The sequence below is a fragment of the Acinetobacter gandensis genome (assembly GCF_001678755.1).
Lineage (GTDB): Bacteria > Pseudomonadota > Gammaproteobacteria > Pseudomonadales > Moraxellaceae > Acinetobacter > Acinetobacter gandensis.
In genome coordinates this window covers 73,828-99,485 of the sequence record NZ_LZDS01000005.1, presented here as the reverse complement: position 1 = coordinate 99,485, position 25,658 = coordinate 73,828, and the positions used below count along the sequence as shown (strand labels likewise).

19 protein-coding genes and 1 pseudogene are annotated in these 25,658 nt (G+C 38.5%); 4 read left to right on the top strand and 16 right to left on the bottom strand.

What is annotated here, in order from left to right:
* The first annotated feature begins 20 nt into the window (after window positions 1-20).
* Complete coding sequence (locus tag A9J31_RS03520) at window positions 21-863, top strand: universal stress protein (protein WP_067762581.1); 843 nt, start codon at window positions 21-23, stop codon at window positions 861-863.
* Window positions 864-1,065: 202 nt separating this feature from the next.
* Here A9J31_RS03520 and A9J31_RS03515 read toward each other — a convergent pair whose 3' ends face one another.
* The 5 genes and pseudogenes from A9J31_RS03515 to A9J31_RS03495 form a co-directional block, all read right to left on the bottom strand.
* The gene (locus A9J31_RS03515) at window positions 1,066-1,731 is read right to left on the bottom strand and encodes an O-methyltransferase (protein ID WP_067762580.1); all 666 of its coding nucleotides are present in this window, start codon (window positions 1,729-1,731) and stop codon (window positions 1,066-1,068) included.
* 131 nt (window positions 1,732-1,862) lie between these two features.
* The gene (locus A9J31_RS03510) at window positions 1,863-2,585 is read right to left on the bottom strand and encodes a M15 family metallopeptidase domain-containing protein (protein WP_067762579.1); all 723 of its coding nucleotides are present in this window, start codon (window positions 2,583-2,585) and stop codon (window positions 1,863-1,865) included.
* 137 nt (window positions 2,586-2,722) lie between these two features.
* Window positions 2,723-3,046 (bottom strand): ferredoxin FdxA, encoded by a 324-nt coding sequence (gene fdxA, locus A9J31_RS03505; protein WP_053580096.1) that lies wholly within the window; start codon window positions 3,044-3,046, stop codon window positions 2,723-2,725.
* A 294-nt stretch (window positions 3,047-3,340) separates the two neighbouring features.
* Window positions 3,341-5,971 carry a DNA mismatch repair protein MutS gene (gene mutS / locus A9J31_RS03500; protein WP_067762578.1) on the bottom strand — a complete coding sequence of 877 codons (2,631 nt, stop codon included), beginning with the start codon at window positions 5,969-5,971 and terminating at the stop codon, window positions 3,341-3,343.
* Between the two features lie 260 nt (window positions 5,972-6,231).
* Window positions 6,232-7,454, bottom strand: a pseudogene (locus tag A9J31_RS03495) (GGDEF domain-containing protein).
* A 273-nt stretch (window positions 7,455-7,727) separates the two neighbouring features.
* On the opposite strand from A9J31_RS03495, the gene A9J31_RS03490 reads away from it, so the two are divergent.
* Complete coding sequence (locus A9J31_RS03490) at window positions 7,728-8,504, top strand: iron-containing redox enzyme family protein (protein WP_081410254.1); 777 nt, start codon at window positions 7,728-7,730, stop codon at window positions 8,502-8,504.
* Window positions 8,505-8,559: 55 nt separating this feature from the next.
* Here the strand turns inward: A9J31_RS03490 and A9J31_RS03485 are convergent, their stop codons facing one another.
* From A9J31_RS03485 to A9J31_RS03440, 10 genes are all read right to left on the bottom strand, one after another.
* Window positions 8,560-10,563: an alpha/beta fold hydrolase gene (locus A9J31_RS03485; RefSeq protein WP_067762577.1), complete on the bottom strand. Its 2,004-nt coding sequence runs from the start codon at window positions 10,561-10,563 to the stop codon at window positions 8,560-8,562.
* 128 nt (window positions 10,564-10,691) lie between these two features.
* Window positions 10,692-11,606 carry an ABUW_2363 family tetratricopeptide repeat lipoprotein gene (locus A9J31_RS03480; protein WP_067762576.1) on the bottom strand — a complete coding sequence of 305 codons (915 nt, stop codon included), beginning with the start codon at window positions 11,604-11,606 and terminating at the stop codon, window positions 10,692-10,694.
* Between the two features lie 118 nt (window positions 11,607-11,724).
* Complete coding sequence (gene cysE, locus A9J31_RS03475) at window positions 11,725-12,534, bottom strand: serine O-acetyltransferase (protein WP_067762575.1); 810 nt, start codon at window positions 12,532-12,534, stop codon at window positions 11,725-11,727.
* Entirely contained in the window at window positions 12,527-13,369 is an 843-nt protein-coding gene (locus A9J31_RS03470) for an RNA methyltransferase (protein WP_067762574.1), read from the bottom strand. The genes cysE and A9J31_RS03470 overlap by 8 nt, the downstream gene beginning before the upstream one ends.
* 53 nt (window positions 13,370-13,422) lie before the next feature.
* The gene (dnaE, locus tag A9J31_RS03465; protein WP_067762573.1) at window positions 13,423-16,995 is read right to left on the bottom strand and encodes a DNA polymerase III subunit alpha; all 3,573 of its coding nucleotides are present in this window, start codon (window positions 16,993-16,995) and stop codon (window positions 13,423-13,425) included.
* A gap of 129 nt (window positions 16,996-17,124) precedes the next feature.
* Window positions 17,125-17,715 carry a hypothetical protein gene (locus tag A9J31_RS03460; RefSeq protein ID WP_245668200.1) on the bottom strand — a complete coding sequence of 197 codons (591 nt, stop codon included), beginning with the start codon at window positions 17,713-17,715 and terminating at the stop codon, window positions 17,125-17,127.
* A gap of 106 nt (window positions 17,716-17,821) precedes the next feature.
* Window positions 17,822-18,199, bottom strand: a complete 378-nt coding sequence (locus A9J31_RS03455) for a hypothetical protein (protein ID WP_150922999.1) — start codon at window positions 18,197-18,199, stop codon at window positions 17,822-17,824.
* A gap of 284 nt (window positions 18,200-18,483) precedes the next feature.
* The gene (locus A9J31_RS03450) at window positions 18,484-19,179 is read right to left on the bottom strand and encodes a methionine ABC transporter permease (RefSeq protein WP_067762570.1); all 696 of its coding nucleotides are present in this window, start codon (window positions 19,177-19,179) and stop codon (window positions 18,484-18,486) included.
* A complete protein-coding gene (locus tag A9J31_RS03445) occupies window positions 19,176-20,201 on the bottom strand; it encodes a methionine ABC transporter ATP-binding protein (protein ID WP_067762595.1) in 1,026 nt (341 codons plus the stop codon). Before A9J31_RS03445 ends, A9J31_RS03450 begins: the two co-directional genes overlap by 4 nt.
* 73 nt (window positions 20,202-20,274) lie before the next feature.
* Entirely contained in the window at window positions 20,275-21,147 is an 873-nt protein-coding gene (locus A9J31_RS03440; protein ID WP_067762569.1) for a MetQ/NlpA family ABC transporter substrate-binding protein, read from the bottom strand.
* Between the two features lie 745 nt (window positions 21,148-21,892).
* Here A9J31_RS03440 and A9J31_RS03435 point away from each other — a divergent pair.
* Window positions 21,893-22,213 (top strand): pyrimidine/purine nucleoside phosphorylase, encoded by a 321-nt coding sequence (locus A9J31_RS03435; protein WP_067762568.1) that lies wholly within the window; start codon window positions 21,893-21,895, stop codon window positions 22,211-22,213.
* 265 nt (window positions 22,214-22,478) lie between these two features.
* Window positions 22,479-23,611, top strand: a protein-coding gene (locus A9J31_RS15260; protein WP_223155595.1) for an IS3-like element ISAba14 family transposase whose coding sequence is annotated in 2 segments (ribosomal slippage) — window positions 22,479-22,731 and window positions 22,731-23,611 — 1,134 coding nt in all. Because the reading frame shifts where the segments join, the coding sequence is not laid out codon by codon here.
* Between the two features lie 302 nt (window positions 23,612-23,913).
* Here A9J31_RS15260 and aspA read toward each other — a convergent pair.
* Window positions 23,914-25,347 (bottom strand): aspartate ammonia-lyase, encoded by a 1,434-nt coding sequence (aspA, locus tag A9J31_RS03420; RefSeq protein WP_067762567.1) that lies wholly within the window; start codon window positions 25,345-25,347, stop codon window positions 23,914-23,916.
* Between the last annotated feature and the right edge of the window lie 311 nt (window positions 25,348-25,658).

Genomic DNA, 25,658 nt, shown 5'->3' with positions numbered 1-25,658 from the left:
AAATAAAACGAGGGCTAATCATGAAACGAGTTATCGCATGTATCGACTCTTCGCCATGCATTAATGCATTAGCAGATGCAGCGGCTTGGGTTGCAAAACAGACCAATCGTGAACTGGTTCTACTTCAAGTCCTTGACTATTACCCAGCAAGTTATCATCTAGGTGAAATTAGTGGTGTGATTGGTTTTGAAAGTAATGCCATGCTTTTAAAAGAACTGGCAGAGCTTGAGCAAAAACAAAGTGATCTAGCACTCGATTATAGTAATAATCTACTCAAACATATTTCTGAAATGATTCAGGACAAACATGGCATTCAAACCTCACACATTCAGGAAAAAGGCGACTTTTTAGAACAGAGTTTTAATGTTCTTCAGTCTGATGACATTGTATTAATTGGACGTGTTGGTGAGCGCTCAGCAGAGCGTAATAAGCCATTAGGGAGTAATGTTGAAAACTTTATACGTGGTGCAAGCTGTACTGTAATGACTGTAGGGCCAACCTTTAAGCCACCTACACGGTTTATTTTTGCTTACGAATATTCGCCAACATGTGTTGATTTAATGAAACGCGTGGCTAAGAGTGATTTATTACGTATTTTACAATGCCATCTAGTCTATGTTGGTGATCATCCACAAATTTTAGATGATCCCAAAAACTTTTTAACCAATGCCGGACTGGATGTTGTCACTGAGTATCGTTATGGAGATGTTTCAGAAAATATCTTGGATTATCAACAAGAGCATGGTATTCAATTAATTGTATTGGGTGCATTTAGTCACAGTAAAATTCATCAATTCTTTTTAGGTAGTATCACCACCAGTATCTTTAGGAATTCGAGTGTCCCTTTACTAGTTGTGAAATAAAAGTGTTTAGTTGTGGCAATTAAACAGGAATTTTAGACACAGATTAAAGTATTGATTTTGTATTTTAAATAATCAGAGTTATCCTCATATATTGTGGATAACTCTGTGTGTTGTTTTTGTAAGTTGCTGTTTATTAATTAAAATATTGTATTGATTGATTTTTAATCCAAATCAATCTTTGTGCAATCTCAAGATTAATCAGTTATTTTACAATCGCAAGTGCGAAACCATCATGGCCTTTACAACCAACCGTTTGCAATGCGGTGCAAGATAAAATACGAGGATTATTTTGCATAGCTATGAACATATCACGGATACCTTCAATACTCGGTTTATGATTTTCTGGATTCAAAATATCGCCTGCACGAATGACATTGTCCAGCACGATAACCGTACCTGAATGTGAGAGATCCAGACTCAACTCTAGATATTCTGGATAGCTTTGCTTATCCGCATCGACAAAAATAAAGTCAAAAGGTTCAGTATTTTCGGGTAGGGCACGTAAGATATCTGCAGCACGACCACATTTAAGATCAATCTTTTGAGGCAATTTTGCATTGTCGATATTTTCTTGTCCTAAAGCTGCGTGCGTATCACGACCTTCAATCGTTAAAATATAGCCATCGTCTGGAAGTGCACGTGCTAACCACATGGTGCTATATGCAGCAAAAGTTCCTAATTCCAAAACACGTTTGCACTTATTCATTTGAATCAACATTTGTAGCAACATGCCTTGGTTAGCCGCTACAGCAAGATGATCGGGGAAACCACGCTCATCTGTATGTTTCAATGTCTGAGTGAGAATTGGATCTTCAGGAATTAAATGTGAATCGATGTAAGCATCAATGTCTGTCCACATTTGTTGCATGTTGTAGCACCTCATTTTTGATGAGAGCATTTTAAACCTTTCCATACATAGCGCAATTTATTGTTCAATAATCGCCTGTTTTATACACAAAAAAGACCTCAAAAGAGGTCTTGGTATGACATTGTAATTTATTAGTAATTACACATTGAAGATCGTCTAGATAAATCTGGTCCCCAAGTGCGATAGCCCTGAGTATCAATATGAATTTGACCACTAGAATATAAGCCGAGCCCCATATTTAAACTCTGACCATGCTGTGCCCAAAATTGGCAAAGACGGAATTTCGTATTTTCAATATAGGCATAATCTTCAGGTTGAGGATAAACTGGCCCAATACGAAAATCGATTGCAGAATTGAATAAGTGACGAGATGAATTTGCACCACCAGCACATTGGTTTAATGGCAGATCACGATAAACCGATGTCACTTCGAAGTCTGTTAAGATGTTTGCTGCTACGAGATACTTAAATACACGCAGGGTAGAAATTTGGTTAGCCCATAGCTCACGATTAGGCACCATATACTCTGAACGGCCACATTTTTGCCAATCTCGCGCTGTACGCATAAGCTCAAAAGAAGGAATAATATTGCCAACACCATTTCTTTCAAGAAAGACCTCGTAATCACGTACTTTACGCAAATTATCTACAGATGCCACCCAGGAGTTGTAAGCATAAGGAACAACTTTAGGTTGCGATTGGCGAACGGTTGAGACTTTTTCTTGAGGAATGTAAATACGTTTACCGTCGTGAGTTGTAATAGTGTGGCCTTGTTTTTGTGGTGTACTGGTACAACCAATGAAAACAAGTGGGAAAATTGCAACGGACAATAATCCCTTAATTAAATGCTTCATTATAGAAATCAATTATTTATAAACTTGTTCTATTTTAATCTAATTTGAGTGAGAAATTTTGAATATTTTGCAATGAAATGTGTGCATTCGGTATAAAAAAAGATCAGCATGTGCTGATCTTTTTTGAATCTGTAAAATTACTTTTCAAGATATTGTAATTTATCAGTTTTGCCATTCCATTCTTCACGGTCAGCAGGTTGATCACCGATTTGAGTGATGTTTGGCCATTTTTGTGAAAGTTCAGTATTGAGTTCGATAAATACTTCTTGACCCTCTGGTAATTCATCTTCAGAGAAAATTGCATTTGCTGGACATTCTGGTTCGCATAATGCACAGTCGATACATTCGTCTGGATTAATTACAAGGAAGTTAGGACCTTCATAGAAACAGTCAACAGGACAAACTTCTACGCAGTCTTGATATTTACATTTAATACAGTTTTCAGTGACAACAAAGGTCATGGCGACAGCTACCTAAAAATATGGTTCTAATAACTAATAGTGTATTTTAGGCAAAAAATAGCACAACTAACAATTCCTTTTATTGATATTTATTATATGCAGTGCTGTTAAAATTACTAAAAACTGAACAATTTAACCAAAACAGCGATGTAATGATAATCATACTCAATAGCTGGCCTGAACTCACACTTTTATTTAGCATTTTACCTTGAGCGTTTTACATTCAAAGCTACTCCTTTTTCAATTGGATTAAAAAAAGCCCCCTAATAGGGGGGCTTTCAAATTGAAGTAGATTTAGATTTTTAATAAATCCTTTAATGCATAAAGTTGCTGTAATGCTTCTCGAGGTGTCAAATTATCAACATCAAGATTATTTAATGCATCAAGTGCAGGAGATTCCTTTTCCACTTCAACGATGCGTTCAACTACTTCAGCTGGAGCGACATCTGCAAATAAGTCAGTTTGTACCGCGGTATTGAGTTGCTGCTTTTGCTGGGTTTCTAAAATACGCAAACGGTTTTGCGCTTCTTTAATTACCGCATTTGGAATACCTGCTAATTTAGCAACTTGTAGACCATGGCTTTGACTCGCAGGCCCTTGCTGAACTTTGTGTAATAAAATGAGATTGCCATTCAATTCACGTGCAGTAACGTGGAAATTATCGATATTGGCATCTTTGCCAAGTTCAGTCAGTTCAAAATAATGTGTTGCAAATAAACATAAGCACTTGATACGACGTGTTAAGTCCAATACACATGCCCAAGCAAGTGACAGGCCATCATAGGTACTCGTGCCACGACCAACTTCGTCCATAAGGACTAAAGATTGGTTGGTGGAGTGATGTAAAATTTGTGAGGTTTCAGTCATTTCGACCATAAATGTAGATTTACCTGTGGAAAGGTCATCTGCTGAACCAATACGGGTAAATATACGGTCAATTGGGCCGAGTATTGCTGATTGCGCAGGCACGAAGCTACCACAATACGCTAATAACGTAATTAAAGCGGTTTGACGCATAAAGGTGGACTTACCACCCATGTTCGGCCCAGTAATAATGGCCATGCGATGATTAAAGTCGAGCGTCGTATCGTTTGGCGTAAATGCCGATTTGCTTAATGCTTCGACGACAGGATGACGACCGGCTTTAATATGGATACCAATTTCAGGGCTATATTCTGGGCGTGTCCAATTACGAAGACGGGCTTGATGGGCGAAGTTGGCCAATAAGTCAATTTGCGCGATGGCTGCACTCATCATTTGTAAATTGCCAATGTCTTCACGCAATTCATTAAGTAACATTTCAAATAGCATTTTTTCACGTGCAAGTGCTCGTGATTCGCTTGAAAGGACTTTGTCTTCAAATGATTTCAGTTCAGGCGTGATATAACGTTCGGCATTTTTGAGTGTTTGACGGCGAATATAATGATCTGGTGCTTGTTCTGCTTGTGCACGCGTTAATTCAATGTAATAGCCACTAACACGGTTGTAACCGATTTTAAGGGTTGGAATACCTGTGTTTTCACGTTCTTGTATTTCTAAGTCAATTAAAAATTGTCCTGCATGATCACGAATTTGACGTAGCTCATCTAATTCACTATCAAATCCTTCTGCAATCACGTTACCATCACGTAGCAATACAGGTGGGTTTTCAACAATCGCGGACAGCAAACGCTGATGTAATCCATGAAAATCGCCCATCTCATCATTCAATTGCATTAATAACTTAGATTGATGCGATTGGATCATCGGTTCGAGTGCATGGCGCAAGTAAGGGATTTGCGCACAGGTTTGGCGTAATTGAACTAAATCACGTGGACGAGCACTGCCTAAAGCAACACGAGACAATACACGTTCAATATCACCAATTTCTTTTAATACTAAGCGTATAGGGGATTCGTGATAGCCTTGTAACATGGCTTGTGATGCATCTAATCGTGCATCTAATAATGCTGAATCACGTAGTGGTTGCATCAAGGTGCGGCTAAGTAAACGTCCACCCATTGCAGTTTGGCAATCATTGATCAATTGAAATAATGATGTGCCATGTTCAAATAAAGGATCAATCAGTTCTAAATTACGGCGTGTAACAGGATCGAGTGCGACAAAATCACTGCTTTGCTCAAGTTGAATACTGCGAATATGAGGTAGCGCAGTTTTTTGCGTAACTCGTGCATAGTGGATTAATGCCGCAGCCGCAGCTTTTGCGAGCGGTAAATGATCAATACCGAAACCGGCAAGGGTAGAGGTGGCAAATTGGTCACATAGGGTTTTTTGCGCATTGTTTAAATTAAAATCAACATTGGGACGCTTTGTTACTGGACAGTCCAATTGACGTTTAATTTGCTCAACAATGTTTGGATCAATTAAATCTTCATCTATCAAAATTTCACTTGGCATTAAGCGTGAAAGTTCAATTGCTAATTGTTCAAGTTGATAGTCCATTTGCTGAACTTTAAAAATGCCCGCACTTAAATCAAGTAAGGCAATACCAATTTGGTTTTGTTGCAGACAGATAGCAACCAAGTTAGAGCTTTGATGTGATGCAATGAGTGCATCATCAGTCAATGTACCCGGTGTAATAATTCGAACGATACCGCGCTCGACTGGACCTTTACCGGTAACCTCACCAATTTGTTCGCAAATCACGACAGTTTCGCCTTTTTTGACGAGACGTGCGAGATAACCTTCCGCTGCATGGTAGGGAACGCCTGCCATCGGAATTGGCTCACCATTGGCTTTACCGCGATGGGTTAAAGTGATTCCAAGAAGTTTCGCTGCTTTATGTGCATCTTCAAAGAAAAGCTCATAAAAATCGCCCATACGATAAAACATCAATGAATGCGGATTTTGCATTTTCACTGACATATACTGTTGCATCATAGGGGTTAAAGTAGACAGATCCATCTTTGAAATCGCTGCTTGCATTAAATAAAACACCTTAAAAATAAATAGCTGTGTATTTGTCAAAAGAGCTTAAGGACTGAAATAAAGTCAATATGTACAGGTTTATGCTTATTCTTAGACTGTATTTAAAACTTCGACGTTCAGAAACAAATACCGCGGATGATTCTAACAAAAAAAGTCTGAACAAAAAGCCGTAATCGACTTTGCTGTGTATAAATAATGCAGAAAAGAAATAGAGGAGATGTAAGATACAGATAAGCGTATGAATATTATGGCGGTGGCTAAATAGAGGCCATCAATTCAGCACCGATACAATATTGATTACGTCCATGTGCTTTCGCACTATAAAGCGCATTGTCTGCGGTACGTATAAATTGATTTAGGTCATCTTTTCATTCGGCTTGATACTTGCTGTGCCAATGCTAATCGTCACGATGTCAGCAACACTACTTGCAGGATGTGGCAATTTTAGCTCATGAATACGATGAATGAGATATTCAGCTAAAGATTCGATTTGTTTTTCATCAAACATTGGGATAAGAACCAGAAATTCTTCACCACCATAGCGTGCAGCTAAATCACCACTGCGGCTGCTAATGGTGAGGAGTTCTTGAGCAATCAATTTTAAACATTGATCACCAGCTTGATGACCCAAATGATCGTTATAGTTCTTAAAGCAATCAATACCAATCATCATAATACTTAAAGGGTGCTTGTGGCGCATTGCATAGCGCCATTGCTGTTCAAGTATCATTGATAAATGGCGTCGGTTTGCAAGTCCAGTGAGTGAGTCAATCTGAGAGAGTAATTATAATTGTCTTGATTGCTTTTTCATTTCTAATTGATTGAGTTCAATCATGCAGTTTTGTAAGTAGTTTTCACGATGTTGCCGGTCAATTGCATAGGCAAGTGCCATACCGAGGAAGCTACTAAAAGTATATGTGCGATTAAGAAAAGTCCAATCTATATTATAGTGAAACAGTTTCGTCACAATGACCCCAATAACACCGCCAAACCATCCTGCAATAAGCGCAGTATAAAAGCGCATGCCAACAAAAGCATAGATAATCACAACAGCGTACATCATGGCTGCGTGTAATAAGGCGTCATTGTGGTCGTTGCCCACCACCGTCACAATAATAAAAGAGATCGCTACGGCAAACATTGAACCAATGCAAGTATATAAATCAAAATATTGGTTTAAACGTTTAAGGAAAGATAAAATCCAAGCAACTAAAATAATGATGCCGACCCAAACATAGAGTGAAAACCACAGTGTTGAGTTTTTACCAGCGGGGATAATTTGATAAATGCCATAACTTAAAAAGCTATAGAGCATAAAAATAATAATGCCACGCACGCGGAACTCATAGGCGGCTTCATTTTGGTATTGACGTCTATAGACAGGTTCTAAATTTTTAGAAAAGTGAACTTTATTTAATCTTTTAGAGATCAAATTGTTGATCGCTTCTCGATCTAAAAGTTTAGAGCCTTTTAACTTCATACGTTGTCACGCTCACATTAAAGTTATGGATTTTTATATCATTTCAATTTTGCTTATTTTTAGAATGGATAATAATGATTAAATATATTAAATTTTAAAATAAAACAAGCACTTTTATGCCTTTGTAAAAAATCTTAAATAATGATTATGTGAATGGTGAAATTTAAATTTGAATTATAATAAATATATGAAACTACGATCTTTAAAAAAGGATTGTGTTCGGAATATATTCACTTAATATGAAGAGAATAGTCAGATAGGCAGCAAGGCGAAATGACATCGATAATACAAAATATAAAAAAAGATAATCGTAATGTATATGGAGAGGAATTTCATATAACCCCACATCAAGTATGGTCACAGCAATTTTGGGATAATTTATTACCATATAAAAATAGAATTAGTGAACACCCATTTTTTGTAGATATGGCTAGTGGAAAATTAACTTTAAATAGCTTTCGTTTTGCCTTATTAAACTTTTATCCTTTGGTGGCACATTTTCCATCTTTTATGGGGTTAGCCTTAAGTAAAGCGACTCAATTTTCCGAGTTGGGTGTCACCGAAACACGGAATTGGTTGATACAAAATATTAAGGTTGAAGAGCGTCATTTAAATTGGTACCGAGATTGGGCAGGAGGTTTTGGTCTAAGTGTAGATGAACTTGATCGTGTGCAACCTCCAGCAGCCATGAATGCGATAAACCATTTTTTATGGAATATTAATACGCGTGGTCATTTAGCCGAATGCTTGGCAGCAACCAATTTGGCTATAGAGTGGGCAACAGGTGATTGGAGCACAAAAGTCTATGCCGGAATTTCGGCTTATACGTCACATCCAGAGGTGAATATAAATAAACGTAGTTTGGCTTGGTTACGTGCTCATGCGCATTATGATGATATTCATCCTTATGAAGCGATGGAACTCATTAAGCGTTTATGCGAGCATGATCTCGTTATGCAACAAAAAGCCTTTGATGCGGCCAAAGAGGGTTTGGCCTATTATGAACTAGCCTTAGATGCATGCTATGCACAACAAAAAAGTTGGGATTGAATAATGTTATTAAATTTAGTGTTAAAAAAACCGCCTATGTAGGCGGTTTTTTTACTTAAGGCTTGTACAAACCGAGTTCGATTAAATGTAAGCGTAAGATTCGGCGTAACTCCAATACGGCTTCAGGCGTTTCTTGAATAGAATGTCCACCCTTAATAATTTTTTCAGAGACTGCCCCATCCAAATGCGCACTGCTATAAGGTACAACATCATCACTAATAATATTAAGGTCATCACTGTTGGTGTTATTGCCCATAATTGAATGAAACTTCAATCCTTTACGCGGCTGGATATTTTCAGTTAGTGCAATAAACTTGGATTGATGGCTTAAATCACTTGGCCCATTTTGAATTAAACCGTGATCAATTTCTTTAAATAAATCTTTCAAGTCTTCTTCTTGAGTAATGACATCCCCCATAGCCGATAAGAATGCACCTGGAAGTTTAATGATTTTACGTGCAGCTTTGGTAAACCAACGGTCTGCAAATGCAGTTCCACGGTGTGGGGCAGCAAGGAAAATCGCACGACTGAAGTTTGGTATATCATCCATGACCAAGCGGTTTTTGACCACAGGGATGTTTCGATATTGGCCAAGTTGGCGGGAATTCATCATTTTCAAAGCATCTTGCGTGGTATCTGCTTGACTCACTAATAAGCGGGCAATAATACCGCCCATACTATGGCCGACCAAGACAGCATCCTTTTTTGCAGGCGCATTAGCAGCAACCTTGTCAAAGGTTTGATTCAATATTGAATAAATTTGGAATCGACTTTCAATAATCGGCATATTCGTTGAATAGAATACTTGCCATACTTGATAGTGCTCACGCAGCACAGAATCACCCATAATATCGTTGGTTAATCGAATCCATGCTTCGGGACTGCTAGCAAGACCATGTACCAATACGATGACTTTTTTATTCGGATTGTAGGGCTCTAACATATACAAATGCGGCATAGTCAGTTTTTCATCACGGTCAATCAATGATAAATAGGCTGATTTACCGAGGTTATTTTGCGCTAACCACAGTCCATAAGGTGCAGAAAAGTTTGCTGCCAACGCATAATTTTTATTACCGATATTCACTTGCTCATATTTGTAGGGATCATACGCTTTGATTTGAAATTCTTTACTATTCAGAATTTGTTCTACTGAGCCTGCATTGACAGGTTCTGCCGTAAATGTCGCTGCAAGATAACGTGCTGGATGAATATTTGGATTAGCACCATTCGGATATTTAAAGTGAAGCGGGTCGATAATATATTTTGATTTTTCTGATGGATTTGCACTGTCATCGGGTAGAACCACTAAAAACTCAGAGCCAAAACCATCCCGACGGGTGATCGAGCGCAAGCCTGAAAAGTTCAAGTTATATGTGGACATCAACTGCTCAATTTTACGATTTTGCAGCTCTGGATAATGACTAAAATTGATGTGATAGGTGGTATGCCCAACCGTGATCCGCTGCGTTGCTTCTTGAGGTTTATAACGAAGAGAGTAGCTATTAACTAATTTTGCAATGCCTTGGTTGTAAAAATCACGAATTTGAACCTGTCTGTTGTCAAAGATACGATCGGCAGGTGCACGTTTCGTTTTGAACATATAGGCATAACTATAGCGAATGCTCTTATCTAATAGGGTTAATTGGTTATCTAGACATTGATTATAGTTTGCTTCTTCAAGCTTTTTCTTTTCATCGGATTTATGACTACTTAATAACCCAATTTTACAAGCAGAAGATGATTCAAGTTCGATAGCTTTGGCTAAATACAGCTCACTTGCGGTTGCAAGCAATTGTTCATCCTGAATTTGAGGAATTTGTTGTAATTCGTCGACGCAAGCTTGTGGGTTTTCAGTACAGGCTTTGGCTTCGCGGCCAGTCATTGATAAGACGTTTAAACTGGCTTCACTGAGTTTGTTTCGAGATAAGATACTTTCACGTTCATTGGCAATCGAAACATTAAGTTTCTGATTTTTGACACTGACGACCTGACATCCACTCAGTACGCTGGTACTCATGATTCCAAGGAGCAGTATTGTTTTAGTATTTAGCTGCATAGGTAGGTCGCAAAATAAGTTTGAATATTTTCAAATCATACGATAATTGTCAGGATTTTCAATTCGCCATAAATGAAAAAAGACCGTTAAAACGGTCTTTTTCAAAAGAAATTTCTAAATCAATACGATTAAGAAGCAACTTTAGGTGGATTTAATACTTGCCATACGTTCCAGCGGCCTTGCTTTTCAATTTCTTGAATTAAACGATCAGCAACTTCACCTTCTTGAGGGTATTTTACTTTATAGTTTTTCAAGACTTGAATCGCGTTCTTTTTTTGTTCCATAGCAATATAGTTGTTTGCAGCTGACAGGTAGGCTTCTTGTACACCCGCTTTCATTGCTTTATCTAAATATGGAATCGCTTCACGTTGACCGCCACCTTCAGAGAGACCAAAACCAAACCAGAAGTTTGCTTCAGCATCTTCTTGGTTAATTTTAAGAATGCGCTGAGCATAAGTTAAAGACTTGGTGGTATACACAGAACCTAAATCTAGGTTACGTGCCATAACACTCGCTTTGAATGCACGCACTAGGATGTCAAAAGAAGCATTCTCTTTTGAAGCTAAAGTATCAAGCTGTTGAGTTACTTCTTTAAGTTTCAGCTCAAAACCTTTACGTTCTTGACGTTGTACAAAACGCGGTGGGTAGTGACGAGCTTTCCCTTCAACCAATTGTAAGAAGTCATCAATTTCTGTGATATCAATTTCGTTATCACCTGCCAATGCAGCAAATTTCATAGAGCGTTCTTTGCTGTTAACAGTTGTAATGATCAAACGGTTTTCTTCAAGTGTGAGTTTCTTAGAAGGGTCAGTCGGGCTTGTCACAACCATTTTAGTTACAGGTTGAGCCGCTGCTTTTTGTAGATTTAATTCAAATGGAGGTGGGGCATCGTAGTTAAAAGGGTTAAGGGCATAGAACGGAGGTGTAAGTTCTGGTTCTACAAAGATCATTGCATCTTTAGGTGCATTATTCTTAGTTGGGGCGCTTCCACAAGCGGCAAGAGTTAAAGCAATACAAGCAGCTGCCAAGGGCTTAAGCGTCATAATGTTCATCCATTTAATTTATTTTATACAAAAGTGCATGTTGGTCAGTCTAAAAAATCTCTGAACAACATGCAAGTCGCACATTATTGATTGTGATTGTGATTGTGATTGCTTTTGGTTAAGCTTTAGATTGTGAACTTTGCGCTTCGCATTCGCGACGCACATCTTCAATGATTTTTAGCTCTTCTTGGCTAAATGGTTTTTCGTTTAACTGCTGTTTGTTAAAGGTTGGGTCAAGGAGTGATAAACGTTGACATAAATTGTTCATACGTTTTTCATTTTGTTGAATGCGGTCAAGTAATACACGCATACCTTCAAGCATTGGATCGGTTTGATCTTGTGTCGCTGCATACGGTTGGAAACCAATACTTTCAGCATAATCACGACGACGTGTTTCAGCATCATCCTTTGGCTTATCTTTGCTAATAAAGCGTGCTGGATTACCTACAGCAGTCGTATCAGGTGGTACTTCTTTAGTGACAACGGCATTTGAACCGACTTTGGCATTTTTACCTACGGTAAAAGGCCCTAAAATTTTGGCACCTGCACCAACCACAACACCATCTGCCAACGTCGGATGACGTTTACCTTTATTCCACGTAGTCCCGCCAAGGGTTACACCATGATACAAAGTTACATCATCCCCAATTTCTGCTGTCTCTCCAATAACCACACCCATGCCGTGGTCGATGAAGAAACGACGACCAATTTTTGCACCCGGATGAATTTCAATGCCTGTGGCAAAACGACTAAAAGAAGACAAGAGGCGAGCTGAGCCTTTACACTCTTTTTTCCAGAGTTCATGAGCCATGCGGTGCATGATCAGAGCATGAATACCTGGATAAGTTGTTAAGACTTCGAGCGTGTTTCGTGCAGCAGGATCGCGCGCGAAGACAGCCTGTATATCTTCTTTGAGCTGTTTAAGCATTTGATTGATCCTCATTCTTTGTTGATTTTTTCCATGTTCCGTTATTTAAAGCCTGTACTCGGCTAAAGATGCCACGTAATAAGTGGTATTCCATACGATCTAATTGTATACGTCCAAATAGACGACGCAAGCGCAAAGGTAACAATCTTGGATTTTTAGGATCCATAAATTCAATCTCTGCCAACATTTTTTCAATATGTGGGTAGAACTGCTCCATCATTTCATGGGTGACCAAAGGTTCATCCCATTCCATATCGATGTCTTTAGTCACATGCATATTTGCATCAGGGTTGCTGGTTAATTTTGTTAAACCAAGAGCTGCCATACGCATTTCATAACAAATCACTTGAATAGCTTGCGCAACGTTCAAAACGCCATATTCAGTGTTGACTGGAATCGTCACATGGTAGTTGGCCATCGCCAATTCTTCATTGGTTAAACCGCGGTCTTCACGGCCAAACACGACAGCTACTTCTTGTTTGCTTTCAGATACGGCTTTGAGTGACATTTCCGCAGCAGGGCGTGCATCAAGTAAAGGCCAAGGAATAGTGCGACTACGTGCACTCGTACCAAATACAATATGACAATCTTTAATTGCGTCTTCTAGGGTGTCAACGATTTCAATTTGATCAATTAAGTCGACTGCGCCAGCAGCGAGCGCATTAATGTCTGGATGCGGATAAGTTTTTGGCGCAACCAAAACAAGTTTAGAAAGACCCATGGTTTTCATGGCACGTAATGCACTACCAATATTTGCTGGCAAAGTTGTATTCACCATGACAATACGCACATGGGAGAGATGTGCTGAAACTGCAGCATTGTCAGTTTGATTCATGTTGATTCCAATATGATGTATTTAAAAAATTAGTTTAAAAACGCATTTAAACTTTAAGAAAATTGTCCGACTTCGGCTTGATATAAATCCATTGCGTCATCCATGCTCATACCTTCAGGTGGTGGCGGTACTTGAGCGGGCTGAGAGGCTTGTTCATAGCTCACTGCTTTCGCTGCTTTGGATTTAACATGATACTCAATGTGCAACGCTTCTTTACCAAAGTAATCACGTAATTTGGATAGGAGTTCATCCAATGGTGCAACTTTCCAATTCAGGCCTAAATGAATATCAGCTGTAGCATACGGATAGTCGACATAAAGTTGAACGGGAATATGCGTACACATATCAACATTGCAGTAAGGTAATAAGATATTTTGAATATCGCGTGAAAGGGTCTTACTAAAATGATCTGGGGTCAGTTTAATTTGAATTGCATTGGCACGCTTTTGGCGAATTTCATTCAAACTGAAGGCTTTGGTTAAACGACCCATTGGGCGATCAAAACCTTCACGTTCGTAAATTTCACCCTCAATTACCACTACTTTTTCATTTTGTAAAATATCTTTAAAGCGGTTAAAGCGTTCATGGTTGGCTGAAACTTCAATACGAGCTGTACCATCATCCAGTGTGACCATCATACGGTTGGGGAAGTTTGCCACATCCACCACAAGGCCGGCAAAGACAGTGGTTACGCCACGACGTGTTGGGGTGAGTTCATTGATACGCTGCGAAACGAAAGCTTTAAGTTCAGGGCGATAAACATCAATCGGGTGACCAGTCAGATATAAACCAAGCGTATCTTTTTCACCTTTAAGACGTACTTCATCTGACCACGGTTTAACAGGTTTAGAAGGTTTACGCTGAACTTCTTCAACTTCACCAAATAAATCCATCATCCCTGTTTCACGGTTTGTACGGGCTTGGTCAGCCGCTTGTACAGCTTCTGGTAATTGTGCCATCAAATCGGCACGTTCAATGCCTAAGCAATCTAGTGCACCTGCACGAATGAGGGCTTCTAAAGTTCGCTTATTGATTTTTTTCAGATCAATACGGTGACAGAAATCGAATAGGTCTTTATATGGGCCATCTTGAATGCGTGAATCAATCACCGATTGCATCGCGGCTTCACCGACACCTTTAATGGCGCCTAAACCATAAACAATGGTTTTTGGATCGCTGGCATGGAAATTATACAGCGACATATTGACTGAGGGTGGAAAAACTTCTAATCCATTGATACGACAGTCATCAATCAAGAACACCACGTTGTCGGTGTTTTGCATTTCCGAGGTCATGACTGCTGCCATAAACTCGGCAGGGTAATGCGCTTTTAACCATGCGGTTTGATAGGCCACAAGGGCATAGGCTGCCGCATGTGATTTGTTAAAACCATAACCCGCAAATTTTTCCATATAGTCGAAGATATGGTTGGCAGTATCAGCATCAATGCCTTTGAGCGCAGCTCCGTCAGTAAAAGTCTGACGTTGCTTAATCATTTCTTCGACTTTCTTTTTACCCATGGCACGACGAAGTAAGTCTGCACCACCCAAGCTATAGCCTGCACAGAACTGCGCAGCCTGCATTACCTGTTCCTGATACACCATAATGCCGTAAGTCGGTTCTAACACGCTTTCCAGCAAGGGATGTAAATACTCAAACTCACCACCGTGCATACGGAAGATAAAGTCTGGAATCAGGTCCATCGGGCCTGGACGGTATAAAGATACGAAGGCAATAATTTCTTCGAATTTGCTAGGACGTGCCTCTTTCAGCATTTTTTTCATGCCGACGGATTCAAACTGGAACACCGCTGTCGTGTTGGCATCAGCGAACACGGCATACGCAGGTTTATCATCCAGTGGAATCAATGAAATGTCGACAGGTGTCGTGATATCTGGACGGGCATTAATATGCTTAATGGCATCTTCAATTACTGTTAAGTTACGTAAGCCCAAGAAGTCGAATTTAACTAGGCCGGCAGCTTCTACGTCGTCCTTGTCAAATTGAGCAACACGGTTTGTCCCATCTGCGTCACATAATACTGCTGAATAATCGGTAAGTTTGGTTGGTGCAATTACGACACCACCGGCATGTTTACCTGTATTACGCGTAATGCCTTCAAGCTTTAATGCCATTTCCCAAATTTCGGCTGCATCGTCGTTATCTGGGTTAGATGGATTGGTCACAATGTCTTTAAGTTGTGGTTCAGCTTCAATTGACTCCTCTAAGGTTAAACCTAAAGGTTTGGTCGGAATCATTTTCGAAATACGGTCAGCCAAACCATAGGATTTACCTAAGACACGAGCAACGTCACGAATTGCACCTTTAGCCGCCATGGTACCGAAAGTAGCAATCTGTGATACAGCTTCACGACCATAGGTACGTGCTACGTAGTCAATGACACGGTCACGACCTGCGATACAGAAATCGACGTCAAAGTCGGGCATGGATACACGTTCTGGGTTTAAGAAACGTTCGAACAGTAGGTCATAACGAAGTGGGTCAAGGTCGGTAATTTTTAAGCTATACGCAACCAATGAACCCGCACCTGAACCACGGCCTGGGCCTACCGGTACGCCGTTGCCTTTAGACCATTGAATGAAGTCCATGACAATTAAGAAGTAACCAGGGAATTGCATACTCAGAATGATGCCGACTTCATAGGCCAGTCGTTCATCATAAGGCTTACGAATCTCAGGCCAATCATCACCACGTTGTTCTACCGGGTATAAGTGTGCCAGACGTTCTTCTAAACCGACTTGAGATAAGTGCTCAAAATAGGTATCAATGGTATGACCTTCAGGGATTGGATAATCCGGTAAGTCATGGAAGCCTAAACGCAGCGAAACGTTACAACGACGGGCGATGTGATAAGTATTTTCAATTGCAGTTGGAATATCTGCAAACAGCTCTGTCATTTCCTCGGCAGTTTTGAAGTATTGTTCAGGGCTGTAGTTTTTCGGGCGACGGCTATCACCTAGTACATAACCATCTGCAATACAAACACGTGCTTCGTGCGCTTCATAATCTTCTATGGTAATGAAATGCACATCATTATGCGCAACAACACCGATATTGTATTTTTTAGCCAGCTGAACTGCTTCATGAATGAAGTCTTCTTCACCAGGACGGTCAGTACGTGTTAATGACAAATAAACACGATTGCCAAACTTTTCAATCCATTCGGCTAAAAGTGGTTCAGCTTTTTGTGGATTAGATGAGCACAGCATCTTGCCCACGTCACTATGCATGCCGAGTAATACAATTAAATCTTCGTGCTGATTTAAAATCCAATCTTTTTGAACACATGGAATATCAAGTTGTTGTCCTGAAATATAGCCTTCAGAAACCAACTCAGTCAGGCTACGCCAGCCTTTATTTGACATAGAAAGCAGGGTAACTTTGTGCTCTGCGTCATTTAAGCGTAGGGTAGAACCTAAAATAGGTTTAATACCTTTATCCATCGCTTTACGATAAAACTTTACCGCTGCGTGTAAGTTGGATAAATCTGTGATGGCTAAAGCAGGCATATCATCTGCGGCTGCAGCTTTTACAAGATCAGGTATACGTACAATAGATTCAGTAACGGAAAATTCTGTAAAAATACCAAGATGTACAAAGTGCATAGATGAGTCCCTGCGAAAACAGCTGATTATTTTAGCATGCTCTGAGATCAAACTTGCGTTTATTGCATGGCTTTATGGTGTTTTATAAATTCACTGTTTAATCAATAAACGCTGTAAGACAATCACTATTTAGCAAGCAATACCTTGATTAACTGAAAAGGCAGTTAATTTGCCATTTTTAAAGTTGAATGCTAGGTTGCCAATATAGGGTAAATCATAGTTTTGCGGTTCTTTCAGCACTGATTTGGCATGAGCTGGTGAGAGCAAAATCACATAAGCAACTTCATTTTGGCTGGCTGATTTTGCACTTTTGGGAAAGTCTTTTTTAAATTGTTGAAAGTTATATTGGCTTGTCAGGTTTTTTTGACCGATTTGAATTTTATCGCGTATTTGCGTGGCGTTGTCCCATTCCATCCAAACAGCGCCTTTGGTTTGGCCAAGTTGAGCGAAGCTGTTTTTATTTTTATAGAATGAATCATTTTTAATTTGAGGATTGTCCTCAGCGTAAATTTCAAATTTAAGAAATTTACCTTTTGATGAGACTTGAAATTCTGTATTACCAGTACATTCTGAATATTCATATTTTAGCTTCACTGGATTTTTGCTGATTAATGCATTTGCTTTTGCAGCAGGCAAGGGTGAGGCTAAGTCAACATCATTCACCTTAATGCTGGTCACATAATCATAATGTGCAATGGATGCAAAGGTTGTCGTGCTCATTGTAGAGCTGAACATTAGTGCAGAAAATAGAGAATAAATGAAGCGCATAGCTATCCTTTTCTAGAATTTAGTTGTGTATTGATCAAAATTTGTTATTGAGTTTGAGCTACTTCTGTGGAGCTGCTGATTGATTAATTAATTGTATTAAACACTGTGCTTCATCTAGGCTAATTGATTGTGCAAATTTGAAAGTTTTTTCAGGCGTGATGATTAAAATTTTCCCAGTTTTATCTTGTGGATTTTGGGGAGTAAACGGATTAAGTTTAATCTCTGTAATTTGATGTGTAGCAAGGCGCTCTGAAACGCCAAGACCTAATATTGCATTTTTTATACTGAGCTGCTGGTCTTTAATCACTAACTGTTCTTTAGCGAATAAGTTTTCTAAGATGGTTTTCATTACAAAGAGCCCGCCGATTGTCCAGCCAACTAACCAAAATAATTCAAAAGTATCGATCTTATAGTTTTCATTGATAAAATCAGTCACGGCATGGTATTCAGCAAAGCCCCAACCGGTTAGCCAAAGCATTAAGAACAGAAGCGTAAATAGATTCTTTTCGCAGGTATAGAAATATATAAGCCATTAAAGTCTTGGCGGAAATTGGCATTTTTTATTTTGTAATTCATAAGATTAATATTTGTTAAATAAAGAAAAAGTGAAATGTCGTTTCTAGTTTTACAAGATTTCTGGAAGTATAAAATAATATCGACAAAATAAAACCCTCATGTAGAGGGTTTTATTCAATAAGGTGATGAAAACGCGCTTAAGCCTTAACGTAGCTTTGATAACCAGTCACCTAGACTTTGTACGATTTGCACCAAGATCAATAATACAATCACAGTCATAATAACGACGCTACTATCAAAACGTTGGTAACCATAAGAAATCGCCAGGTCACCAATACCGCCTGCACCGACTGCACCTGCCATGGCTGTTGCGCCAATTAAGCTAATGGTTGCAGTGGTTAAGTTTAGAATGAGCGAACTACGTGACTCAGGTAGTACAAATTTAGTGATGATCTGCATAGGAGATGCACCCATGGCCTGGGCAGACTCAATAATACCGTCATTTACTTCAAGCAGTGAAGTTTCAATTAAGCGGCCAATGTAAGGGCCAACATAGATGGTCAGTGGAACAATTGCTGCCCATGTACCAATAGAAGTACCCACAATGACTTTAGTTAGCGGAATCACAGCAATGAGTAAGATAATAAATGGCAATGACCGTAGCGCGTTCACAATTGGGTTTAAGCCATGATAAATCACGCGATTTGGCAAAATACCTTGCGGACGTGATACATATAAAATCACTGCTTGAATAAAGCCCCAAATACAGCCAAATAGCATGGCAAAAAATACCATGTGAAACGTTTCTTGCAGGGCAGTGACAAACTGATCCATCGAAAGAGAGCTTTTCCAAAATGGTGCTGTCATTTGTGTCAGCCATTGAACAATTAAATCTCTCATGGCTGAACTCCTGGTTGTGTCACTTCAACGCCATTTTGCTCAAGGAAAGCAACCGATTGTTGAATCAAGGTTGCATCACCCAATAGCTGAACAAACATTTGTCCAATCACTGCACCGTTAATTTCGGTCATATTGGCAAATAAAATATTCAAGCTGATATCAAACTGTTTAATCACCGATTGAACCACGGTTTCTTGTGCTGAACTGCCGAGGAATTTTAAGCAGTAGATACTGTTATGATTTTTATTTTCTAGGTTATTTAAAATGTTAACTGGTAACTGTTGTTGCAATACAGTTTGAATAAAATTCTTGGTGGTGTTTTGTTGCGGCTTACTAAAAATTTCTAGCGTAGAGCCGTGTTCAATTACTTTACCTTGTTCCATGACGGCAACAAAATCACAAACAGATTCAATGACATCCATTTCATGGGTCACCATAACAATGGTGATACCTTGTTCTTGGTTGATTTTTTTAAGTAAGGCTAAAACTGATTTTGTGGTTTGCGGATCAAGCGCAGAAGTCGCTTCATCACAAAGTAAAATTTTAGGATGATTGGCGAGCGCACGAGCAATACCAACACGTTGCTTTTGTCCACCAGATAATTCATCTGGATAGGCATCTTTTTTATGTTTTAGGTCAATAAATTCTAATAATTCATCTAAACGCTTTTGACGCTCAGCTTTTGATACACCTAATAATTTCAGCGGCATTTCAATGTTTTGTGCAACAGTCTTGGTTTGCAACAAGTTGAAATGCTGGAAAATCATACCGATGTTAGTGCGTTCTTGACGAAGCTCGCTCGAATTTAAAGCAGTAAAGTCTTTATCATTAATAATAATTTGACCTTCGCTCGGGCGCTCTAGCAAATTGATTAAACGAATTAAGGTACTTTTGCCTGCACCACTATAGCCGATCAGACCGAAAATACAGCCATCTGGAATATCCAGATTAATCTGATCCAGTGCTGTAACGGTTTGGCCTTTAAGCTCAAAATGCTTGGAGATATTTTTAAATTGGATCATAGCTTCAAAAAAGTTCAAAAATGAAAAAACAGGCAAAGTAAACTTTGCCTGTTTATTTGACTAAATTATATTACTATTTTGCTTCAGTGAGGTAGCTTGTTGGTTTATTTACATCAATTTTAGTACCACCGAAGTGTTCATCGATATAAGCTTTGACTGCAGGGGTATGGTAAAGCGCTCCTACTTTTTGTAATACAGGATCGTTTTGACGGTCAGCTGCAACAGCAAGAATGTTCACATTCATTTTTGTACTTTGATCGATTGGCTCATAGTACACAGCATCTTTCAATACATTTAAACCACCTTCCATTGCAAGGGTATTACCCAAAACAATTGCATCTACTTCATCTTTAACACGAACAGCAGTTGCCATTTGAATCGGTTTGATCACGATTTTTTTCGCGTTTTCAGTGACATCAGCAGGTGTGCCTTTTACGTCATCAAAGTCTGCTTTAAGTTTGATTAAGCCAGCAGATTGAAGGAGTAACAATGCACGTGATTCGTTTGCGCCATCGTTTGGAATCGCAATTGTTGCGCCAGTTTTGAACTCATCAAGCTTTTTAACTTTGCTTGAATAGATACCCATTGGTTCTAAGTAAGTTGTAGAAAGCGGGGCAATTTTATCTTTATTATTGTCGTTAAACGCAACCATGTATGCATAAGATTGGAATGCATTCACGTCGATTTCTTTATTCGCTACAGCGGTGTTCATAGACACGTAATCAGTGAAGTTTTTCACTTCAAGCTTGATGCCAGCTTCCTTGGTTTCAGGAAGGCCAGCGATGTAACGCCAAATGTCAGCATCAGAGCCTGTAGATGCCATTGTAACTGTTTGAACTTCAGCATTATCTGTTGATTTTGTCGCATCAGTTGCAGGTGCTTCTTGTTTACCACAGCCAGACAAGCCAACTGATAGACCTAAAACAAGACCAAGGAGCTTTTTCATGTGTTCATCCCAGATAAACTTAACATCATTTTAAATTTATCAATCTGAATAGAGAGATTAATTCTGTTTAAATCATTACATCTGATTTTAAAGACAATCATAAAAGACGGTCATATTTTGATGCAATGCGATATCAGTATAATTAAGTCACTTTATTGGCAAGAAAAATTATTATGTTTTTCAGAGTCTAAGAGCTTAACTATGAGTGATATCAAAAAGTTAGCGCAATCATAACAAGTTTTTTTTATGCATTATAGTGATTAAAGTGAGTGTATTTATATGAATTAATGCTTAAGAAAATTAGAATTCTTATAAAACAATCGTAAAAACAATATATTGTGTTTATTAAATTTGAAATTTCTTCTAGTTTTATATCCTTAACTGCTTTATAAGATTTTCTACAATGCAAAGCTGAAAATTGGATATAAAACTGAAATAATGCGATTACTCAATTGCTCAATGTTTGGTACATCAAAAACTCCACTTATCGCTTTGCTTGAGTGATTCGTAAATATGTAACAATTTCAACTTATCTTAGTAGCGAACGATATTTTTAGTTCAGACCCAATAAATGTTTGGATGCTTTTTAAAAAATGAAATAGCACGCTTTATAAAAAGTCCTTGGAAAAACATTTAGAAAATTTTCAAAACAATGTATAAAAATTAGACATTAAATTGTAAGTTTGAGTGGGTTAGAAGAGTAAAAGTTAAATAAATATTAAATAAATATTAAATGAGATCGAGTATGTCTAGACAGTTTGATTTTGTTTCTGTGACTAAGAAACCAACGATACATTATGGTGGTCGTTCAATTAGTCATGTCTTGCATATGCAGGATGGGACTAGAAAAACAATAGGTGTCATCTTACCTTCACCACAACCTTTAGTGTTCGAAGTACATGTGAATGAACGCATGGAAATAGTGTCCGGACAATGTCTCGTACAAATAGATGATGAAAGTGCATATCGATTATATGGGGAAGGTGAGTCTTTTACCGCTAGTCAGGGGAGCATATTTAGGCTACAAGCCAAAGAGGTTGTGGACTACGTATGTCATTTTGAATAAAAAACCATATTTGAAGGGTCTTTCATATTCATATTCTTTGAAAAATGCTTTACGCATTCTATGAGCAATTGCACACTAAGCAATGTCTTTATGTTATTAGATCACCCTCAAATAAAAGTGACTTTTTTCTTATTCTCTAAATCTATTTGTTTAAAAGTGTTTCGCCTAAGGTTGCACAGAGATGGATCCGTAAATTTGAACAACTCCTATAAGTGATATTCTGCTCCTCAAATGATGTTATAAACATCAATATATGGAGTATTTTATGGCACGTAGACCAAGAAGAAATCATTCAAATGATTTTAAAGCTAAGGTAGCACTTGCTGCGATTAAAGCAGAAAAAACACTTGCTGAATTGAGTGCTGAGTTTGATGTTCATCAAAACCAAATTATTGACTGGAAAAATCAATTGATCTCAGCTTCCTCGCAAGCTTTCGATCAATCAAAAGCTCCAACAGAACCACCCATCGATCTAAAAAAACTACATGCAAAAATCGGTGAGCAGGCATTAGAAATTGATTTTTTAGAAGGTGTGTTGAAGAAACTGGGCCGCTTCAACCACAAAAGTTAATCGACGACTCACTTCAGATTTCAGTATCTAAGCAAGCTAAGCTGCTGAAAGTCTCCCGTGGTTGTTATTACTATCGCCCAAAACCTGTGAGTGCATCAGATCTGAAGCTGATGCGATGTATTGATGAATTACATATGCAATATCCTTTTGCAGGCAGTCGTATGATGCGTGATTTGTTGAATCGTCAAGGACATCATATAGGACGACGTCATACACGTACTTTAATGAAGAAAATGGGTATTCAGGCGTTATATTGCAAACCAAATTTAAGCCAGGCTAATCAAGCTCACCGTAAATATCCATATCTGCTCAAAGGGTTGGCTATTCAGCGCAGTAATCAAGTGTGGTCTACGGATATAACGTATATCCCTATGGCAAAAGGCTTTGTTTATTTATGTGCTGTGATTGATTGGCATAGCCGCAAGGTACTTGCGCATAGGGTATCGATTAGTATGGAGGTGGATTTTTGTATTTCGGCTTTAAATGAAGCGATTGAAAAATATGGTCGACCTGAAATATTTAATACAGACCAAGGCAGCCAGTTTACCAGTGATGCATTTATTGATGTATTGAAATCAAATGGCATTCAAATCAGTATGGATGGTAAAGGTCGATGGGTAGATAATGTGATGGTTGAACGATTATGGCGGAGCGTTAAATATGAAGAGGTGTATCTCAAAGCTTATAGCAGTGTCACAGATGCGAAAAAGCAATTAAGTGCATATTTTGAGTTTTATAATTTGAAACGACCTCATTCGAGTCTAGACAAAATGACACCAAATGAGTTTTACTATGATCAGCTACCCCAACAAAACAAGGTGGCTTAACTAGAGCGGAATATCACTTATAAATACGCTTTTAGTTGTTCAAACAAGTGGGACCACCTCTATTGTTCAGGTGATTCTTTTGAACCTTTAAAAAGTTGGCTTAACTTATTAAACATAGCGATTAAAACAAAATTAAAAACTATTGTACTGCGTATTTGCTTTGCTGCGTTGAATTGTTTGAAATCATTCATCAAACGGTTCATTTCACTGATTTATACACTTTTTAATTCTATAAATAGAAAAGTGAAGACGAATCTTCACTTTTAAATGGCTTTTTCATTGAGACTGTAAGTCAATCACAATTAGCTCACTTGAGCCAATGGCGCCTGCCAAGGTGTAACTTCTGAAACTAGATTTTCTATGGAGAAAATTTCATCCAATTGCTGTACAGTTAATAATTGCTGTTCAAGCACCACTTGGCGGATAGTTTTATTCTCTGCGATACATTGCTTTCCAATTTCATCACATTTTGCATGCCCTAAATATGGATCAAGCAAGGTAACAATCCCCACACTGCGCATAACTGCATCAAAACAAGCTTGTTCATTTGCTTGAATACCTTGAATACATTTCGTTTCTAAGGTGGTAATTGCATTAATCAGTAATTCAATTGACTCATTCATTGAAACTGCAATCACAGGTTCCATTACGTTCAATTGCAGCTGCCCTGCTTCAGCAGCTAAAGTGATGGTCAAATCATTCCCCATGACTCGAAATGCAATTTGATTCACTACTTCAGGAATCACTGGATTAACCTTTGCCGGCATAATTGAAGAACCAGCTTGAAGCTCAGGTAAGCGAATTTCTGCAAGTCCTGTACGTGGGCCAGAACTTAATAAACGTAAGTCATTGCAAATTTTTGAGAGTTTCACCGCGAGTCGTTTTAAACAGCTTGATAAAATAATAAAGACACCACAATCACTGGTTGCTTCAACATAGTCTTCAGCACCTTTTAATTGTAAGCCCGTTAAATTTGCGAGATTTTGCACCACTTCAGTTGCATAGCCTTTGGGTGAATTCACACCTGTACCAATTGCTGTTGCACCTAAGTTAATTTCCAATAAAAGTTGACGTGTTTGGTCGATTAGCTTTAAGTCTTCTTTTAATAAAGTTGCAAACGCACGAAATTCTTGCCCCAGTGTCATTGGAACAGCATCTTGTAATTGAGTACGTCCCATTTTAATGACATGCGCAAATTCTTCTGCCTTTATATAAAGTGCATCAATTAACTGAGCTATAACTGTCAGTAAACCATCGAATGAACTATATGTTGCAAGGCGTAGCGCTGTTGGATATACGTCATTGGTCGATTGCGACTTATTCACATGATCATTGGGATGAACTCTGTGATAACTTCCCTTCGTTTCGCCCAATAATTCCAAAGACAAATTAGCAATCACTTCATTGGCATTCATATTAATAGAAGTACCCGCTCCACCTTGATAAATATCAATTGGAAATGCAGGCTGCCAATGTTCTGGATGTAAAATCAAACTGTCACATGCTGATTGAATCGCCTGTGCGATTTCATCCTGTATTAAATTAAATTTCTGATTGGTTTGTGCCGATGCTTTTTTAACTTGCGCAATCGCACGAATAAAATTGAGATTCATACCTACCGTTTGGGATGAAATCTGAAAGTTTTCCATTGCCCTTAAAGTATGAATGCCATAATAGCTCGATTGTGGGACGACTTTTTCCCCTAACAAATCATGCTCAATTCTTGTTTTTTCCATCTGAACCGTCGTCACTGCTGATACTCACTTCTAACGCACCATCTTCGTGCACTATGATATTTAATCAATCACACTTATTGCTCTACATCACAAATACAGCGAAATTGAAAGCAAATATATCTATTAAGTGCTTCATGTATATAATGTAAAGTTATGTAATTTACCTCATTATGCTTACGTTTTAATTTGTAGAGCAAGCCATACCCTTAACTTTCATTTTTATGTTCAGGATCTAATTAGATTAAGGAATGAACTCACTTTGCAAAAAAAAGACTTTGTAAGAAAAAAATATGAAATCTACATAAACCATA

What these genes read in the sequence shown, in the direction of transcription:
- fdxA (WP_053580096.1), bottom strand. Translation starts at nt 3,046, where the DNA reads ATGACCTTTGTTGTCACTGAAAACTGTATTAAATGTAAATATCAAGAC.
- A9J31_RS03440 (WP_067762569.1), bottom strand. Translation starts at nt 21,147, where the DNA reads ATGAAAAAGCTCCTTGGTCTTGTTTTAGGTCTATCAGTTGGCTTGTCT.
- cysE (WP_067762575.1), bottom strand. Translation starts at nt 12,534, where the DNA reads ATGCTTAAACAGCTCAAAGAAGATATACAGGCTGTCTTCGCGCGCGAT.
- A9J31_RS03435 (WP_067762568.1), top strand. Translation starts at nt 21,893, where the DNA reads ATGTCTAGACAGTTTGATTTTGTTTCTGTGACTAAGAAACCAACGATA.
- A9J31_RS03515 (WP_067762580.1), bottom strand. Translation starts at nt 1,731, where the DNA reads ATGCAACAAATGTGGACAGACATTGATGCTTACATCGATTCACATTTA.
- A9J31_RS03485 (WP_067762577.1), bottom strand. Translation starts at nt 10,563, where the DNA reads ATGCAGCTAAATACTAAAACAATACTGCTCCTTGGAATCATGAGTACC.
- mutS (WP_067762578.1), bottom strand. Translation starts at nt 5,971, where the DNA reads ATGCAAGCAGCGATTTCAAAGATGGATCTGTCTACTTTAACCCCTATG.
- A9J31_RS03480 (WP_067762576.1), bottom strand. Translation starts at nt 11,606, where the DNA reads ATGACGCTTAAGCCCTTGGCAGCTGCTTGTATTGCTTTAACTCTTGCC.
- A9J31_RS03445 (WP_067762595.1), bottom strand. Translation starts at nt 20,201, where the DNA reads ATGATCCAATTTAAAAATATCTCCAAGCATTTTGAGCTTAAAGGCCAA.
- A9J31_RS03510 (WP_067762579.1), bottom strand. Translation starts at nt 2,585, where the DNA reads ATGAAGCATTTAATTAAGGGATTATTGTCCGTTGCAATTTTCCCACTT.
- A9J31_RS03520 (WP_067762581.1), top strand. Translation starts at nt 21, where the DNA reads ATGAAACGAGTTATCGCATGTATCGACTCTTCGCCATGCATTAATGCA.
- A9J31_RS03470 (WP_067762574.1), bottom strand. Translation starts at nt 13,369, where the DNA reads ATGAATCAAACTGACAATGCTGCAGTTTCAGCACATCTCTCCCATGTG.
- A9J31_RS03490 (WP_081410254.1), top strand. Translation starts at nt 7,728, where the DNA reads ATGACATCGATAATACAAAATATAAAAAAAGATAATCGTAATGTATAT.
- A9J31_RS03460 (WP_245668200.1), bottom strand. Translation starts at nt 17,715, where the DNA reads ATGAGCACGACAACCTTTGCATCCATTGCACATTATGATTATGTGACC.
- aspA (WP_067762567.1), bottom strand. Translation starts at nt 25,347, where the DNA reads ATGGAAAAAACAAGAATTGAGCATGATTTGTTAGGGGAAAAAGTCGTC.
- A9J31_RS03450 (WP_067762570.1), bottom strand. Translation starts at nt 19,179, where the DNA reads ATGAGAGATTTAATTGTTCAATGGCTGACACAAATGACAGCACCATTT.
- dnaE (WP_067762573.1), bottom strand. Translation starts at nt 16,995, where the DNA reads ATGCACTTTGTACATCTTGGTATTTTTACAGAATTTTCCGTTACTGAA.